Origin of the sequence: Rhizobium sp. S163 (assembly GCF_030380805.1) — a bacterium.
Taxonomy (GTDB): domain Bacteria; phylum Pseudomonadota; class Alphaproteobacteria; order Rhizobiales; family Rhizobiaceae; genus Rhizobium.
This window is the reverse complement of the sequence record NZ_JAUDSA010000012.1, coordinates 405,256-420,402: the sequence shown is the minus strand read 5'-3', so window position 1 is coordinate 420,402 and position 15,147 is coordinate 405,256. Positions and strand designations below refer to the sequence as shown.

The 15,147-nt window shown below is 60.7% G+C and carries 17 protein-coding genes; 5 read left to right on the top strand and 12 right to left on the bottom strand.

Annotation, left to right across the window (positions count from 1 at the left end; all coding sequences use genetic code 11):
* The first annotated feature begins 188 nt into the window (after positions 1-188).
* The 4 genes from QTL96_RS11705 to yghU all read left to right on the top strand — a co-directional run bounded on the left by QTL96_RS11705 (position 189) and on the right by yghU (position 4,379).
* Positions 189-1,412 carry a glycosyltransferase family 4 protein gene (locus QTL96_RS11705; RefSeq protein WP_210297118.1) on the top strand — a complete coding sequence of 408 codons (1,224 nt, stop codon included), beginning with the start codon at positions 189-191 and terminating at the stop codon, positions 1,410-1,412.
* Positions 1,384-2,295 carry a glycosyltransferase gene (locus tag QTL96_RS11700; protein ID WP_112818897.1) on the top strand — a complete coding sequence of 304 codons (912 nt, stop codon included), beginning with the start codon at positions 1,384-1,386 and terminating at the stop codon, positions 2,293-2,295. Before QTL96_RS11705 ends, QTL96_RS11700 begins: the two co-directional genes overlap by 29 nt.
* A 146-nt stretch (positions 2,296-2,441) precedes the next feature.
* Positions 2,442-3,428: an LLM class flavin-dependent oxidoreductase gene (locus tag QTL96_RS11695; protein ID WP_112818898.1), complete on the top strand. Its 987-nt coding sequence runs from the start codon at positions 2,442-2,444 to the stop codon at positions 3,426-3,428.
* 75 nt (positions 3,429-3,503) lie between these two features.
* A complete protein-coding gene (gene yghU, locus QTL96_RS11690; RefSeq protein ID WP_113168270.1) occupies positions 3,504-4,379 on the top strand; it encodes a glutathione-dependent disulfide-bond oxidoreductase in 876 nt (291 codons plus the stop codon).
* 86 nt (positions 4,380-4,465) lie between these two features.
* On the opposite strand, the gene QTL96_RS11685 is transcribed toward yghU, so the two are convergent.
* Both QTL96_RS11685 and QTL96_RS11680 read right to left on the bottom strand, forming a co-directional pair.
* Positions 4,466-5,629 carry a low temperature requirement protein A gene (locus QTL96_RS11685; protein WP_289727812.1) on the bottom strand — a complete coding sequence of 388 codons (1,164 nt, stop codon included), beginning with the start codon at positions 5,627-5,629 and terminating at the stop codon, positions 4,466-4,468.
* A 30-nt stretch (positions 5,630-5,659) separates the two neighbouring features.
* Positions 5,660-5,827: a Thivi_2564 family membrane protein gene (locus tag QTL96_RS11680; RefSeq protein WP_018896674.1), complete on the bottom strand. Its 168-nt coding sequence runs from the start codon at positions 5,825-5,827 to the stop codon at positions 5,660-5,662.
* Between the two features lie 176 nt (positions 5,828-6,003).
* On the opposite strand from QTL96_RS11680, the gene QTL96_RS11675 reads away from it, so the two are divergent.
* Complete coding sequence (locus QTL96_RS11675; protein WP_112818901.1) at positions 6,004-6,189, top strand: DUF3008 family protein; 186 nt, start codon at positions 6,004-6,006, stop codon at positions 6,187-6,189.
* Between the two features lie 46 nt (positions 6,190-6,235).
* On the opposite strand, the gene QTL96_RS11670 is transcribed toward QTL96_RS11675, so the two are convergent.
* The 10 genes from QTL96_RS11670 to QTL96_RS11625 form a co-directional block, all read right to left on the bottom strand.
* Complete coding sequence (locus QTL96_RS11670) at positions 6,236-7,273, bottom strand: dipeptidase (protein WP_289727811.1); 1,038 nt, start codon at positions 7,271-7,273, stop codon at positions 6,236-6,238.
* Between the two features lie 123 nt (positions 7,274-7,396).
* The gene (locus QTL96_RS11665) at positions 7,397-7,741 is read right to left on the bottom strand and encodes a hypothetical protein (RefSeq protein WP_113008993.1); all 345 of its coding nucleotides are present in this window, start codon (positions 7,739-7,741) and stop codon (positions 7,397-7,399) included.
* Between the two features lie 56 nt (positions 7,742-7,797).
* Positions 7,798-8,085 (bottom strand): helix-turn-helix transcriptional regulator, encoded by a 288-nt coding sequence (locus QTL96_RS11660; protein WP_112943415.1) that lies wholly within the window; start codon positions 8,083-8,085, stop codon positions 7,798-7,800.
* Positions 8,086-8,150: 65 nt separating this feature from the next.
* Positions 8,151-9,023, bottom strand: a complete 873-nt coding sequence (locus QTL96_RS11655) for a glycine betaine ABC transporter substrate-binding protein (RefSeq protein WP_112943414.1) — start codon at positions 9,021-9,023, stop codon at positions 8,151-8,153.
* A gap of 63 nt (positions 9,024-9,086) precedes the next feature.
* The gene (locus QTL96_RS11650; RefSeq protein WP_113168266.1) at positions 9,087-9,968 is read right to left on the bottom strand and encodes a proline/glycine betaine ABC transporter permease; all 882 of its coding nucleotides are present in this window, start codon (positions 9,966-9,968) and stop codon (positions 9,087-9,089) included.
* 22 nt (positions 9,969-9,990) lie between these two features.
* Entirely contained in the window at positions 9,991-11,223 is a 1,233-nt protein-coding gene (proV, locus tag QTL96_RS11645; RefSeq protein ID WP_018896681.1) for a glycine betaine/L-proline ABC transporter ATP-binding protein ProV, read from the bottom strand.
* A gap of 437 nt (positions 11,224-11,660) precedes the next feature.
* On the bottom strand, positions 11,661-12,155 hold the full coding sequence (locus QTL96_RS11640) for a GNAT family N-acetyltransferase (protein ID WP_289727810.1): 495 nt from the start codon (positions 12,153-12,155) through the stop codon (positions 11,661-11,663).
* 20 nt (positions 12,156-12,175) lie between these two features.
* Positions 12,176-13,000: a carbohydrate ABC transporter permease gene (locus QTL96_RS11635; protein WP_051110755.1), complete on the bottom strand. Its 825-nt coding sequence runs from the start codon at positions 12,998-13,000 to the stop codon at positions 12,176-12,178.
* Positions 13,001-13,057: 57 nt separating this feature from the next.
* Positions 13,058-13,948 carry a sugar ABC transporter permease gene (locus QTL96_RS11630; protein WP_289727809.1) on the bottom strand — a complete coding sequence of 297 codons (891 nt, stop codon included), beginning with the start codon at positions 13,946-13,948 and terminating at the stop codon, positions 13,058-13,060.
* Positions 13,945-15,060 (bottom strand): ABC transporter ATP-binding protein, encoded by a 1,116-nt coding sequence (locus tag QTL96_RS11625; RefSeq protein WP_289727808.1) that lies wholly within the window; start codon positions 15,058-15,060, stop codon positions 13,945-13,947. Before QTL96_RS11625 ends, QTL96_RS11630 begins: the two co-directional genes overlap by 4 nt.
* Positions 15,061-15,147: the final 87 nt, after the last annotated feature.

The window sequence follows — 15,147 nt, the reverse complement described above, 5'->3', positions numbered from 1 at the left end:
AGACACTATGCTTGAAAGCATTGATGCAAGTATTACCTGTAGTGTTCATAGCCGCTCTTAAGATTGAGCGGTAGTTACACAAAAGGTCTATCGCTTATCCTGTTAGCTAACTAGAGAGTTAACGTGGCGAGATCGTATGGTCGTGGCTCAGCGTGTTCACCAGACGCGTATGGGAGGCCACCATTTCTATGACACAACACGTTCTAATCTTGGTCGAGAACCTTCCGGTTCCGTTCGATCGTCGCGTCTGGCAGGAAGCGCAGGCGCTCAACGACGCGGGTTATGAAGTCTCCGTGATCTGCCCGATGGGCAAAGGCCACAACGAGGCCTATGAGGTGATCAACGACATTCATATCTATCGTCATCCGCTGCGCGAGGCCGACACGGCCGCCGGCTATTTCAGAGAGTACGCGACGGCGCTGATAAACCAGCTCTATTTGTCGTTCCGCGTTCGCCGCCGGCAGCGCATCGATGCCATCCAGGCCTGTAATCCGCCGGACCTGATGTTTCTCGTGGCTCTGGTACACAAGATCCTGTTTGGCACCTACTTCGTGTTCGATCATCATGACCTGAGCCCCGAGCTCTATGTCAGCAAATTCGGCCGTAAGGATTTCTTCTATCGGCTGGTGCAGTTCTTCGAACGCCAGACATTCCGCGTCGCCGATGTCAGCATCGCCACCAACGAGACGTTCCGCGATATTGCAGTGGCCCGCGGCGGAATGTCTCCCGATAAGGTGGTTGTGGTCAAAAGCTATCCCGAGGCCTCGCGCTTCAGGCTGACGGAGGCGGAGCAATCGCTCGTCGTTCCCGGCAAGCACCTGATAGGCTATATCGGCATCATGGGCGCGCAGGATGGCGTGGATACGCTGGTCGAGGCCATGCACGACATTGTTCACGTGCAGAAGCGCGACGACATCAATTGCCTGATTATCGGTGACGGGCCGGAATTCGGCCGCTTGAAGGCGCTCGCCGCCGAAAGACAGCTGGGCGACCGGCTGCGCTTCACCGGCTATCTCAGCGGACCGTCGCTGCTCGCGCATCTTTCGGCGCTCAATGTCGGGATCATTCCCGATCCACCAAACGATTTCAACGACAAGCTGTCGATGAACAAGGTGTTCGAATATATGATGCTCGGCCTACCGATCGTGCAATTCAATCTGCGTCAGGCGACGAACGACGCGGGCGATGCGGCGATGGTCGTGGCGGAACATTCGCCGCGGGCGCTCGCCGAAGGCATCGTCTCGCTCGTGGACGATCGCGAGCGGCGCGAGGAAATGGGTGTGCTCGGCCGCGCCGTTGCCGAGCGCAGCTTCCGCTGGACGGCCGAGGCGCACCGCTATCTCGACGCTTACCGAACCCTGTTCGACCGCAGATTGGACGTCAATGATCAGCGTCATTATCCCGCATCTTGACCAGCCTCAGGCGCTTCGCGCCTGCCTTGTGTCACTGGCCGAGCAGGCAGGTGTGAAGCAAGCGGTCGAGATCATCGTGGTCGACAACGGGTCGCAGGTGCTGCCGGTCGAGACCTGCGCCGCCTTTGCATCCGTCACGCTGCTCTCGGAATCTATTCCGGGGCCGGGGCCGGCGCGCAACCGTGGTGTATCGCGTGCCAGCGGCGAGATACTGGCCTTCATCGATGCCGATTGCCTTGCGGGCAATGGCTGGCTTGCCGAAATCGAGCGGCAATTCTCGAGCGATCCCGAGCGCTCGATCCTGGGCGGCGATGTGCGCATCGCCTATGAAGACACCAATCATCTGACGATGCTCGAAGCCTACGAGAGCGTGTTCGCCTATCGAATGAAGGAATACATCGCCAAACAGGGCTTTACCGGAACCGGCAATCTGGCCATCCGCGCCGAGGTTTTCTCGGCGGTCGGCCGCTTCGGGGGCATCGAGGTCGCCGAGGACCGCGACTGGGGGCAGCGCGCGCTCCGTCAGGGCTATCGCACGCATTATTGCCCGGGCATGGTCGTTTATCATCCCGCGCGCAAGACCTTCGCTGAGCTCGCGCAGAAATGGGACCGGCACACCGCGCATGATTTCGTGCGCATCCAGGCAAAGTCCGCCTGGCGGCTGCGCTGGGTCGCGCGCACGCTCGCCGTGGCGCTGTCGCCGGCCGCGGGCCTGGTCTCCATTATCCGCTCGGATCGCATCAAGGGTCTGCGGTCCAGAGCGCTCGCCTTCGTCGTGGTCGTCCTCATCCGTCTTTATAGGGCGGCGATCATGCTTGGCCTGACATTCGGCGGCAGTGCCGCGAAGATGAGCGGGCGCTGGAACCGCAAGACGGTGGCCTAGGCCGGGATCATTGGCCGGGCAACCCGATCTCAAAAAAAGCAGACGTCCCAACCATTGTTCGGGCGCGTCGCGGACTCCATATACCTTTTGATTAGGGCAGCCGTCTTCAGCGGCTGCCTCCACTTGTTGATTACAAAGGTATTGCCATGGCCGCTCTTTCCATCCTCGAACTTGTTCGCGTGACGGAGGAGACGGACGCCCGTGGCGCACTCGACAACGCACGCGATTTAGCCGCGCATGCGGAAGAGTGGGGCTACCGGCGCATCTGGGTTGCCGAACACCACAACATGATAGGTATCGCGAGTGCCGCGACATCGGTTGTCCTCGCCCACCTCGCTGCCGGCACGAAGACGATCCGCGTCGGGGCCGGTGGCATCATGCTGCCCAACCACCCTCCTTATGTCATCGCCGAACAGTTCGGCACTTTGGCGCGCCTGTTTCCCGATCGCATCGATCTCGGACTCGGCCGTGCGCCGGGAACCGACCAGATGACACTTCGCGCCTTACGCCGGTCGCCGGAGTCAGCCGATCAGTTCCCGCAGGATGTGCTTGAGCTGCAGGCATTTCTCGCGCCGGCCGGCCCGAACCAGCGGATACAGGCGGTTCCGGCTGCCGGCACCGACGTGCCGCTCTGGATTCTCGGCTCCAGCAATTTTGGCGCCATGCTCGCGGGCGAACTCGGCTTGCCCTATGCGTTCGCCTCCCATTTCGCGCCCGAACTTCTTCTCCAGGCGCTGCAGATCTATCGCACGCGTTTCAAGCCATCGGAGCAGCAGTCGCAGCCCTACGCCATGGTCGGCGTCAACGTGATCGCCGCCGAAACCGATGCCGTGGCACGCCGACTTGCGACGACACAGCAGATGTCCTTCACCAACATGTTTCGCGGCACGCGCGGACTGAGCCAGCCGCCAATCGACGACATCGAGACCTATTGGTCGCCGATGGAAAAGGTGCAGGCGCAGCAGATGCTCGCCCGCTCGATCATCGGCTCGCCCGAGACGGTTCGCGTCGGCTTGGAGAAGCTGATCGACGAAACCGGCACCGACGAACTGATGATCGTGTCCGACGTTTATGATCACCACGCGCGCCTGCAATCCTTCGAAATGATCGCCGAGGTCGGGCGAAAGATCTGACACTAAGCCATCCCCATAAAACGCAATCGAGACAGGTTGCGTATCGCATGAAGACGCCACCACTGGAGACAAAGCATGGCCAATTCGACTGAGTATACGCCGCCAAAGATCTGGACCTGGAACAAGGACAGCGGCGGGCGTTTCGCCAACATCAATCGACCGATCGCAGGCGCGACGCATGAGAAGGAACTGCCGATCGGGCGCCATCCTTTGCAGCTCTATTCGCTCGGCACGCCGAATGGCGTCAAGGTGACGATCATGCTCGAGGAGCTTCTCGCCGCCGGTCACAGCGGCGCCGAGTATGATGCCTGGCTGATCAGGATCGGCGATGGCGACCAGTTCGGCAGCGGCTTCGTTCAGGCAAATCCGAACTCCAAGATCCCGGCTCTGGTTGATCGCAGCGGTGCCAAGCCGATCCGCGTTTTCGAATCCGGTTCAATCCTGACCTATCTTGCCGAAAAATTTCAGGCCTTCTTGCCGACGGAGCCGGCGGCGCGCGCCGAATGCTTCTCGTGGCTGTTCTGGCAGATGGGCAGCGCGCCCTATCTCGGCGGTGGCTTCGGCCACTTCTATGCCTACGCGCCGACCAAGATCGAATATGCGATTGATCGCTTCGCGATGGAAACCAAGCGCCAGCTCGACGTGCTCGATCGCCGTCTTGCCGAGAGTGAGTATCTCGGGGGTGCCGAATACACCATCGCCGACATAGCCGTGTGGCCCTGGTATGGCGGGCTGGTGAAGGGCTGGATCTACGAAGCGGCGGAGTTCCTGCAGGTTCAGGAATACAAGAATATCCAGCGCTGGGCCGATCTGATCGGCGAGCGCAAGCCTGTTCAGCGCGGGCGCATGGTCAACCGTCTCTCCGGCGAACCGTCGAGCCAGCTCTGGGAGCGTCACGACGCCAGCGACTTCGACACGAAGACGCAGGATAAGATCGGCTCTGCCGATTAAGTTTCGGATTTGTCGCACCCGGTCGCCATCTCGGCGATCCGGGGTGCGACGGTTCGCCGATGTGCGAATGAGTGAGCCACCGTGGCTCAGGCGGTGGTGGCTTTCGCCTTTCGCAACGCCACATACTCCCACAGAGCGACGAGCAAAAGCGTGACGGTGCTCACCATCTGGATCGTGAAATTCTGCTGCATCGGCAGCACAACGGGGGTCCCCAGCAGGATGGCAAGGCCGGCGATGTGAGAGAGCGGCGGCTTACGCGCGGCTGTCAATTTCAGCCAGATATTTCCGATCAAGAACAGCCCCGGCCCGCCGAGAATGGCGAGCGTGGTCTTCAGGCTGCTATGCTCTTCGGGATGCGACAGGCTGAAGTCCTCACCGACGGCGGTGAGGATGATGCCGGCGACGATCGGCAAGTGCCCGTAGGTGAAAAGACCATGGGCCACGGTTTCGGGCGCCGAGGTCGTCTCCGCCTTGTCGGCCGCCTTCTGCTGGCCGTGGTGGAAATAGATCCACCACATGAAGCCTGTCGTCAGAAACGCGCTGCAGAAAACCATGACCGACAGGTTCGACTGCATGTGTTCCGCGGCAGTCCTGCCCGTCGTCAGAATGGTTTCACCTAGGCAGAGAATGACGAAGAGAGCACAGCGCTCGGCCATATGCTCGCCCGATATGTCGAGCGTTTCGCGCGGCGACGCTCCCAGTTCAGGCACCCAGTAGCGCGCCAAAGGCGAGACGTACTCGATCAATAGTGCGACGCCCCAAAAGGCGACGCGAGCCTCAAGGCTGGCGAAACCGCCAATTATCCAGAAGACGCTGGAAGCGATCACCCAGACAGTGATGCGCACAAAGGTGAGGTAAGAGGGCCGGTCGACGCCCTTGTAGGCGTAGAGCATGAAGACCGAGCGCACGAGCTGCATGGCGCAATAGAGCGCCGCGAATGCCGTGCCCCGATGCTTGAATGCCTCGGGCAGGGCGATCGCGAGTAGGATGCCGCCGAACATAAGGGCGAAGAGTAGCAGGCGCACCGCTTCCTTGTCGGTGTCGAGCAGGTTGGTGATCCAGGTCGTGTAGACCCACAGCCACCAGATCGCCAGGATCAACAAGATCGATTCCGCGAGCGTCGTCGAACTGAAGTCCTCGACCAGCGTGTGCGACAGCTGGATCAGCGCGAATACGAAGACGAGATCGAAGAACAGCTCCGGAAAGCTGGCCTTCGTCTTCTCGGTGCTTTTACCGCGGATCAGGCTCAATGCGATCCCTCCATCGATCGAGCCCTGGCCTTAGAAAACCGCTAGATATTTCAAAAGCGAAATGATGCCAATGATGATGACGATGATCTGCACGATCTGCTTAGCTCTGGCATCGATCGGCAGGCGGGCAACAAGGTACAAGACAAGGATGATGACCAGGAAGGTAATCAGTATTCCAATCAGTATAGATGCTGCCATTTGGATCCCACTCCGTTGAAAAATCTTTTAGTCACAGAGCGTTAGATAAATCGCTCTTTCGAAAAGGAAAGGATCGGGGGCCAGAAAGTCTATCGCGGCGGTTGGAATGACTGAGCGCTCTGTCGCAGGAACCTTCAGTGTCGCCGTGAGTTCAAGGTGAAAGGGAGAAGACGATCATGCCCGCAAAATCGAAAGCGCAACAAAAGGCAGCCGGCGCAGCTTTGTCTGCCAAGCGCGGTGAAACGCCGAAGAGCAAGCTCAAGGGCGCATCCCGCGAGATGGTGGATTCCATGACGGAAAAGCAGCTTGAGGAATTCGCATCCACGAAGACCAAGGGTAAGCCGGAGCACGTGTCCAAGTAGCCCATGGTTCTCGGCGTTTTATGCCGCGATTACCACCGCTGGTAACTTAGCCGCCCCAAGTGCGCTCGAGCACATCGATCCAGTTCGCGTGGGTGATCTTGACCAGGGCCTTCTCATCGAAGCCGCCGGCGCGGAACGCGTCGATCAACTGAGGTAGACCGGTCGCGTCCTTGATCGTCGCCGGGATCGTCGTTCCATCGAAATCCGAGCCCAGGGCGACGTGGTCGATGCCGATGCGATCGGCGATGTACGCGGCGTGGCGGACCAGGAGGTCGAGGCTGGTGTCGGCGTTGCGGGTGCCGTCGTCGCGCAGGAAGAGCACGCCGAAATTGATGCCCACAAGCCCGCCCGTATCGCGGATGGCGTCAAGCTGCCGATCGGTCAGGTTGCGGCTGTGCGGGCTGATGTGGTGAACGTTGGAATGCGAGGCGACCAGAGGGGCGCTTGAGAGCTTGGCGATGTCCCAGAAGCCTTGCTCATTCATATGCGAGAGATCGACCATGATCTTCAACTCGTTGCAAGCGCGGATCAAATCCTTGCCAGCGTCGGTCAAGCCAGGGCCGATGTCGGGCGATGACGGGAAGCGGAACGGCACCCCGTAAGCAAAAATGTTCGGCCGGCTCCAGACTGGTCCGAGCGTGCGAAGCCCGCTCTGGTGAAGCACATAGAGCGCATCGAGATCGGCGGCGATCGCTTCGGCACCCTCAATATGCATCACGGCCGCGAAGGCGCCGGTTTCGATCGACTGGCGGATATCGGCTGCCGTGCGGCAGACTTTCAGCCCGCCGGCGCTTTGAGCCTCGATGTCGAAGAGAATGCGGGCCATCGCGAGGGTGCGGTTCAGCGATTCCGGCTGTGCCGGCGTCAGGAAATCGCCATTGGCGTCCTTCCCCATGCTGGGCGAGGGGATGTAGATCGCGCAAAGCCCTCCGGCCAGGCCGCCGGCGCGCGCCTTGGGAAGATCGATATGCCCAGTCGCCTCTCCCTCGATAAACGCCTTGGCCGGTTGCGCGATGCCCGAATGCTGCAGCCGGAGCAACACGTCGTTGTGGCCGTCAAAAACGGGCATGAGGGAGTTTGGCATGATGGGGAGGGTCCTGTGTCTCTTTGCTTGCGGGTCTTCGTATGACAGGTCGGCGCCCCCACGCAAACCCAAACCGCGAGCCGTGCGTTGAAAATCGCGCGGCCAGCCGGCTTGTCTGTCTGATTACTGCCTAACGTAGGCGGACGAGAGCGGGCCGAGCTCGGCCAATATCTGGCGCCATCGCGCCGGCTGGGCGCCCGTGCGTGAAATCATCGCCTCGATAAGTCCGGTGGAGACGGCATCCTTCAGTCTTCCATCGCCATTGCGCATGCCGAGCTCAATCAGCTCGAACACCCGCTGCTTGTCCTCAAGCGTCGAAAAACGCTCGGCAATCAGCCAGCCCATGTCGGAGTATAGCGTATGCATATCCCCGAGATCGGTTGGGGCGACATCCTCGATGACGTTCTCCAGCGTGGAGGTAACAGGGACATGCTGTGCCAGTTCAGCGGTGATCGCTTTCGTATCCATTGTCATTTCCTTGTCTTTGTGTGTAGTGATCGGTCGGCCGCACAGCGGCTTTCCGTTCAGCTCGGCTGTTGAGCGTTGTCGTTCGCAACCGGCCATGTCGGTCCCGCCCCATGGCCGCGCAGCAGCCATGCGAGGCTGACCTCAAGCGTATCGGCGATCGTTTCCAGATTGCCGGCAGCGGGCGCCGCGCGGTCGTTTTCCCACGATGCCCAGATGTCGGGCGTGATGCCGAGGCTTCTCGCGGCGGCTTCAATGGAGAGTTTCACCGCGTCGCGGGCGAGCGACATGCGCCCACCCATCGTGTCGTCTTCGGCGTCGGTCGGTTGCAGGCGGTCGATATACATTCATCGCTCCTGTTCGGTCGAAGGGTCGCGCCCCGCCGAAAATCGGGCCGGGCGCGATAATCCGGTCAGCCTTCGTCGCCGATCCAGCTCTTCACCTGGTCGGGATGGTCCTGGATATATTTATCCACGGCTTTGTCGTAGGACGTTTCCTGCGCGGCAAACATCGCCGCTTCGAGATCGGGGATTGACAGATTCATGCGCGACAGGAAGGCAGCAACCTTGGGGTTGTCGGACTTGAAGTCCTTGCGGGCGAGAATGTCGACATGTTCTGCTTCGCCAAGCGACTTCTTCGGGTCATCGAGATAGCGAAGCTTGTGCTTGCCGAACATCCAGTGCGGGCTCCAGGCGGTGGCTACGAACCATTTCTCGCCCCGCATCGCGCGGTCAACCGTAGTCAGCATGCCGGCCTCGCTGGAGATCTGCAGCTTGTAGCCGTCGAGCCCGTAATCCTTCACGGCCTTTTCCGAGAGACGCGTGAGGCCGGCGCCCGGATCGATGCCCTGGATGGTGCCAGAGAGCTTCTTCTGCACGTCTTCCTTCTTCAGGTCCTCGATCGAGCCGATCTGGTCGGCTGGAATGTAGTCGGGAACCACCCAGCCGAGCTTGGCGCCGTCATAGACCGTGCCGAGCGTCTCGACCTTGTCCTTGACCTTGGCATAGTAGTCGGCATGCGTCTGCGGCAGCCAGGCCATCATCATCGTGTCGAGGTCGCCGCGCGCGACACCCTGGTAGAGCGGCGCGACATCAGCCTGTACGAGCTCCACCTTCTGGTTGAGCTTCGTCTCGATCAGCTTAGCGGCAAGCTTGGTGACGAATTCGGCGTCGGACCAGGCGGCCCAACCTATCTTCACCGGCTTGGCATCTTGCGCCATGGTCGAGGTGACCGCGCCGCTGACGAGAGCGGCGGCAAGGCCGAGGGTTGCGAGTGTTTTGAACATGAGTGCTCCTTTGTGAAGGTTCGCATTTGGCAGGCGCTGCCCACCATGATGAGTTGCTAGAGATCAGGCCGTCGCCGGCTTCAGCTTTTCGCCTTCGCTCTTGCTGAACAGGCCCTGCCAGAATGCGGCGCGCGGCTTGCCAAGGCTCTGGGTGATGCGGTCGAGGATGACCGCTAGAATGACGACGGCGATGCCGCCCTCGAAACCGGTGCCGACGTCGAGGCGCTGGATGCCGGTCAGAACCGTGTTGCCGATGCCGCCTGCGCCGATCATCGAGGCGATCACGACCATCGACAGCGACAGCATGATCGTCTGGTTGATGCCCGCCATGATCGAGGGCAGGGCGTTCGGAAGCTGCACCTTGAACAGAAGCTGGGTCGCCGTGCAGCCGAAGGCATTGCCCGCCTCGATGAACTCGCCATCCACCTGGCGAATGCCGAGATTGGTCAGGCGAACTACCGGCGGCATCGAGAAGATGACCGTCGCGATCGCACCGGGGACGGCGCCGAGGCCGAAGAACATGGCGGCCGGGATCAGGTAGACGAAGGCAGGCATGGTCTGCATCAGATCGAGGACCGGACGCACGAAGGCTGCGACGGAATCCTTGCGGGCCATAGCGATGCCGAGCGGCAGGCCGATGAGCATGGCGATCAGCGTCGCGGCGATGACCAGCGACAAGGTCTCCATCATCGGACCCCAGAGCTCGATGTGGTTGACGAGCAGCAGGCCGAGCGCGGTGAACACCGCAAAGCCGATGCCGACGCGCCAGAGCGAGAGGATCACGAAGATCGCGATGCCAACCGGCATGGGGATCGCGAGCAGGGCGTTCTGGATGCCTGACGTCACGAAGCCGATCGTGGCCGCGATGAAATCAAGCACGGGTGAAAAGTTGTCGAGCACATAATTGACGGCAGCGTCGATGCCGTTTCCGATATCGAAGTTCATGATTTATCCGATGTGTTTGTGATCAGCCGGCGCGGTCGAGCGTTTCGAGCAGCGCGGATTTGCTGATGGAGCCGAGATAGCGCTTGCCGCCGTCGATGACGGGAACCGGCCAGGGGCTGGCTGCCACCTTGCCAAGAACGTTCGACAGCGGTTCGTCGGCCGGAATGGCCTCGATCTCGGGCAGGAAGGCGCCGCGATAGGGATCGGCCGTCTTCGCCCTGATCTTCTCGATCAGCGAGGTCTGGCTGATCATGCCGTGATAGGTCTTGTCGCGACCGAGGATGATTGCGTACTCGCGATCGTAGTTCTTCATCCGCTCAAGTGCTGCCGCAGCCGAAACCCCTTCGCGCTCGATGATAGTGACCTGCGACTTGCGGGCGACATCGCCTGCCTTGAAGACATGCGCGACATCGACGTTGCGGAAGAAAGAGCGGACGTAGTCGTTGGCCGGCTTGGTGACGATCTCGTCCGGCGTGCCGATCTGCACGACATTGCCGTTCTGCATGATGCAGATGCGATCGCCGATCCGCATCGCCTCGTCGAGATCGTGGCTGACGAAGACGATGGTGCGGCTGTGCTCGGACTGCAGGCGAACGAGTTCGTCCTGCATTTCGGTGCGGATCAGCGGGTCGAGCGCAGAGAATGCCTCGTCCATCAGAAGAATGGTGGGTTCGCTGGCAAGTGCGCGGGCAAGACCGACGCGCTGTTTCATGCCACCGGAAAGCTGATCCGGGCGACTGTCCGCATAGCCTTCGAGGCCAACGGCCTTCAGCGCGGCCAATGCCTTCTCGCGACGCTCGGCCTCGCCGACGCCGGCAACCTCGAGGCCGAAGGCGGCGTTGCTGAGAACGGTGCGGTTGGGAAGCAGCGCGAAGGACTGGAAGACCATGCTGATATCGCGGCGGCGAAGCGCGATCAGCTCGCTGCGCGACATGTCGGTGATATCGCGGCCATCGATCTTGATTGAGCCGGATGTGGGTTCGATCAGCCGATTGAGGAGGCGCAGTAGTGTTGATTTGCCGGAGCCCGACAGGCCCATGATGACGAAGATCTCGCCGGCGCGAATATCGAAACTGGCGTCGTTGACGCCGATCGAGCAGCCCGTTGCTGCATGGATCTCGGATTTTGACTTGCCGGCGCGCAGTAGCGCGAGGGCTTTCTTCGGGTGTTCGCCGAAAACTTTGTAGATGTTGTTGAGACTGATCTTGGTCGAAGCCGATGATGTCGGCGCGTCTGTTTCAGTTGCAGCATTCATATAATCTTGGCGCCGAGCTCGAGAGGCCAGGCATTCTCCTTTATTCGCATACGTCCACGATCTGCAGAATGTCTTCTGGATCAGGATGTATTATCCGTTGTGTTGCTGAGACAAATAGACATTTTATAAGTCAAATTCGTCCGAGGAAAAATATAATATATCGAAAATATCTATCCGATATGACAAAAGGTCACGTATTCGAACTTTGATACTGTCCTTTTCGACGGAGCATTGTGCTTCTTAGCTGCGTATATAGGGCGATATACAAAAATTGTCCATCTTAAAATCAATTTTTGTGACAGACACACCGGTCGCCGGCACTGTCGAAACAGGCCACAACGCCTGCTGTACCGGCGAAGCAGCGCCACGCCGGCATGACAGGTATTTTTGAAATCAAAGGCTGAAATACGGCGGTGATGCGTCCGAAATCGTGTCCTCTATGAGGAGATTTCGCTCGGGTGGGCTAGCGACAGCATGCCCCGATAAATACCCGGTTCGGAGCCCTCGATCGGGATCGCGCCGACGCTCTTGCTGTAGAAATCCATGGGCCCGGCGCCGCCGATCACGCCATAGGGATAGCCCTGCGCATGCATGTCGAGCAGCGTTTCCAGAAGCAGGGCGTGGCCGACACCCTTGCCTCGGGCCGGCTGATCGACGCCGGTGGGGCCGAAGAACCCCTTGGCTGTCGCCTCGTGGCAGGCAAACCCGATCAGTTCTCCCGCCTGAATGGCGATGAAGCAGGTGGTCGGCTGGCGCATGACAGCGGCGGTCGCCTCGGCCGCCCAACCGGCGCCGAAGCGCGGTTCGATCCACGATGTCAGCGCCGGTAGTTCCGGCACCAGCACGCGGCGGACGGTGACCCCTTGCGACGTCATGCGGCTGTCGAGTGCTGGGTCGCGCTTCAGCTCGTAGAGCTTCACAAGCATGTCCATGGTCTTGATCCTTGTATCTGTCAGCCTTTGACGGCGCCGGCGGTCAGGCCCGCCACGATCCGCCGCTGGAAGATAAGCACGACGGCGATGAGGGGGAGGGTAACGGTGATCGAGGCTGCCATGATCTGCCCGAACGGGTACTCGTAGCGGCTTGTGCCCGCGATCAGGCCGATCGCCACCGGCACGGTGCGGTTCTCGTCGGTCAGCGTGAATGTCAGCGCGAACAGGAACTCGTTCCAGGCGAGGATAAAGGCGAGAATGCCGGTGCTGGCCAGCGACGGCCCCATCAGCGGCAGCAGCACCTTCATCAGGATGCGGAAGTGCGAGCAGCCGTCGATGATGGCAGCCTCTTCCAGTTCTCGTGGGAACTCGCGGATGAAGGTGGTGAGAATCCACGTCGTGAAGGGCACCGTCGACAGGAGATAAGTGAGGATCAGCGCGCTCGGGCGATTGAAGAGCCCGAGCCAGTTGATCAGCTCGAACATGCCCGAGAGCACGACCACCTGCGGGAAGATCGAGATCATCAGGACGATCATCAGGATCGCGCGTCGCTGCGGAAACTCGATGCGGCCGAGCGCGTAGGCGGCCGACAGCCCAATGATCAGCGACAGGAAGGTCGTCGATATCGCGACATAGGCCGAGTTGAGCAGCGACCCCATGAAGACCGGGTTGTCGATCAGTTGCCGGTAATAGGTGAAATCCAGCGCCGGCATCAGGGCCGAGCGATAGAGTGCCGCACCCTGCTTCGTCGAGGAGACGAAGGCCCAATAATATGGGAACAGCGTATAGACGAGCACGAGCAGCAGGGCGAAAATCTGCAGGCCGCGCACGACGCGCCGTCTCATTCGATAGTAGCCGGCGGGCTTGCGCAGTGCCTTTTGTGCGATTGCATTGGCCATCGATCAGGTCCCCGCCGCTTTGTCGAGGCGAAGAACCCCGATGATGATGATTGCGACAAGCGCGACGAGCAGGAAGACCCAGGTCGACGCTGCCGAGCCGACGCCGAGTTCCTGGAAGCTGATCAGCCGGTCGCGGGCATAGATCGATACGGTCATCACGTTCTCGTTGCTGGCCGCGAGGACATAGGCAAGGTCGAACATTCTGAGCGCGTCGAGAACACGGAAGAGGACGGCGACGCCGATCGCCGGGCGCAGCATCGGAAGGGTGATCGACCAGAAGCGCTTCCAGGCAGGGATGCCGTCTACTTCGGCGGCCTCGAAGATCTCCGGCGATATTAGCTGAAGACCGGCGAGGATGAGCAGCACCATGAAAGGCGTGGTCATCCACACGTCGATGAAAATGACGACGCCCATGATCAGCGAGCTGCTGGCCGTCCAGGCAATACCGTGATCGACCACGCCGAGCCCCGTGAGGATCTTGTTGATGACGCCGAACTGGTCGTTGAGCATCCATTCCCAGATCTTGGTGGCGACGACGACAGGAATGGCCCATGGCACCAGAATGGCGGCGCGCGCCAGGCCGCGGCCCGGGATCATCTCGTTGAGCAACAAGGCGATCGCAAGCCCGAGGGCGGTCTCGATTGCGACCGAGATGACGGTGAACACGAGCGTGTTCTTCACCGCAACCCACCAGCTGTGGTCGTTGATGACCTCCATGAAGTTGTCGAGACCGACCATGGAGTAGACGGAGGGGTCGTCGAGATAGGCGTTGGTGAAGGAGAAGAAGAAGGTCCGGCTCAGCGGCCAGACGGCGACCAATAGGATAACGGCGATGACGGGAACCAGAAACAGCCATGCGGCCCGGAAATCGCGGCGGGCAAGTTTGGCGCTCATGGCTGGCTCACCTGTGCCTGTCCACCGGCCGGCTGGCTGAGCAGAACGCGCTTGCCGTCGGCCGTAAAGGCGAAGACGGCGGCGTCAGCGAAATCCAGGCCGACAGGCTGACCGATGAGATCATGCGCAGGCGCCTTCGCGACGCGGATGACCCAGACGGTGTCGTCGGTGATCCGGCAATAGGCGAAATGCTCGTGGCCTAGGTCTTCGACGCGTTCCAGCGTGCAGGTGATCCGGCCTTCATTCGCGCCAACAAGCCGCAGTCCCTCAGGCCGGATGCCGATCTCGGCGATTGGGCCCGAGGGATTGTTGGCGACCATGGCGATCGAGAGATTGCCGGGGCCGACGATCGTGCCCGCATCCGCGCCTGTCTTCGGCGAGACGGCCAGGAAGTTCATCCGGGGGCTGCCGATGAAGCTTGCAACGAAGCGATTGTCAGGGGCGTGGTAGAGTTCCTGCGGCGTTCCCACCTGCTCAATGCGGCCGTGGTTCAGGACGACGATCCGGTCGGCGAGCGTCATCGCTTCCGATTGATCGTGGGTGACGTAGATCATCGTCGTCTTCAGGTCGTCATGGAGCTTGGCGATCTCCATGCGCATTTCCATTCGAAGATCGGAATCGAGGTTGGACAGCGGCTCGTCGAACAGGAAGATCTCGGGCTGGCGCACCAGCGCCCGGCCGATCGCCACGCGCTGGCGCTGGCCGCCGGAGAGTTCGCGCGGTCGGCGATCCATCAGGTGGTCGACCTTGAGCATGCGCGCAACCGATGAGACCTTCTGGCTGATGGCGTCCTTGGCCATGCCCAGCGTTTCCAACGCGAAGCCGATGTTGCGGGCGACGCTCATATGCGGATAGAGCGCATAGGACTGGAAGACGAAGGCGACGCCGCGTCTCGAGGCCGGAACATCGGTCACGTCCTCGCCGCCGATCGTCACGACACCCTTGGATGCGGCGACAAGGCCCGCGACGATGCGCAGAAGCGTTGACTTGCCGCAGCCGGAAGGGCCGACGAAGACGACGAACTCGCCGTCGTTGATCCTGAGGTCGACGCCTTGAATGACGGTGTGCGTCCCAAAATTCTTCGAAACGGATTCAAGCGAAACCGATGCCATTTTTCACCCGGACTTGATCACGATAAAGGGCTCGCCCCCTTGCTGGTGGCGGTGTGCGATGCGCGAGACCAGGGCAGACCGATCGCC

Coding starts and splice junctions, on each gene's coding strand:
- QTL96_RS11650 (WP_113168266.1), bottom strand. CDS start 9,968: ATGAACTTCGATATCGGAAACGGCATCGACGCTGCCGTCAATTATGTG.
- QTL96_RS11625 (WP_289727808.1), bottom strand. CDS start 15,060: ATGGCATCGGTTTCGCTTGAATCCGTTTCGAAGAATTTTGGGACGCAC.
- QTL96_RS11670 (WP_289727811.1), bottom strand. CDS start 7,273: ATGCCAAACTCCCTCATGCCCGTTTTTGACGGCCACAACGACGTGTTG.
- QTL96_RS11660 (WP_112943415.1), bottom strand. CDS start 8,085: ATGTATATCGACCGCCTGCAACCGACCGACGCCGAAGACGACACGATG.
- yghU (WP_113168270.1), top strand. CDS start 3,504: ATGGCCAATTCGACTGAGTATACGCCGCCAAAGATCTGGACCTGGAAC.
- QTL96_RS11630 (WP_289727809.1), bottom strand. CDS start 13,948: ATGAGCGCCAAACTTGCCCGCCGCGATTTCCGGGCCGCATGGCTGTTT.
- QTL96_RS11635 (WP_051110755.1), bottom strand. CDS start 13,000: ATGAGACGGCGCGTCGTGCGCGGCCTGCAGATTTTCGCCCTGCTGCTC.
- proV (WP_018896681.1), bottom strand. CDS start 11,223: ATGAATGCTGCAACTGAAACAGACGCGCCGACATCATCGGCTTCGACC.
- QTL96_RS11680 (WP_018896674.1), bottom strand. CDS start 5,827: ATGGCAGCATCTATACTGATTGGAATACTGATTACCTTCCTGGTCATC.
- QTL96_RS11700 (WP_112818897.1), top strand. CDS start 1,384: ATGATCAGCGTCATTATCCCGCATCTTGACCAGCCTCAGGCGCTTCGC.
- QTL96_RS11695 (WP_112818898.1), top strand. CDS start 2,442: ATGGCCGCTCTTTCCATCCTCGAACTTGTTCGCGTGACGGAGGAGACG.
- QTL96_RS11675 (WP_112818901.1), top strand. CDS start 6,004: ATGCCCGCAAAATCGAAAGCGCAACAAAAGGCAGCCGGCGCAGCTTTG.
- QTL96_RS11705 (WP_210297118.1), top strand. CDS start 189: ATGACACAACACGTTCTAATCTTGGTCGAGAACCTTCCGGTTCCGTTC.
- QTL96_RS11640 (WP_289727810.1), bottom strand. CDS start 12,155: ATGGACATGCTTGTGAAGCTCTACGAGCTGAAGCGCGACCCAGCACTC.
- QTL96_RS11665 (WP_113008993.1), bottom strand. CDS start 7,741: ATGGATACGAAAGCGATCACCGCTGAACTGGCACAGCATGTCCCTGTT.
- QTL96_RS11655 (WP_112943414.1), bottom strand. CDS start 9,023: ATGTTCAAAACACTCGCAACCCTCGGCCTTGCCGCCGCTCTCGTCAGC.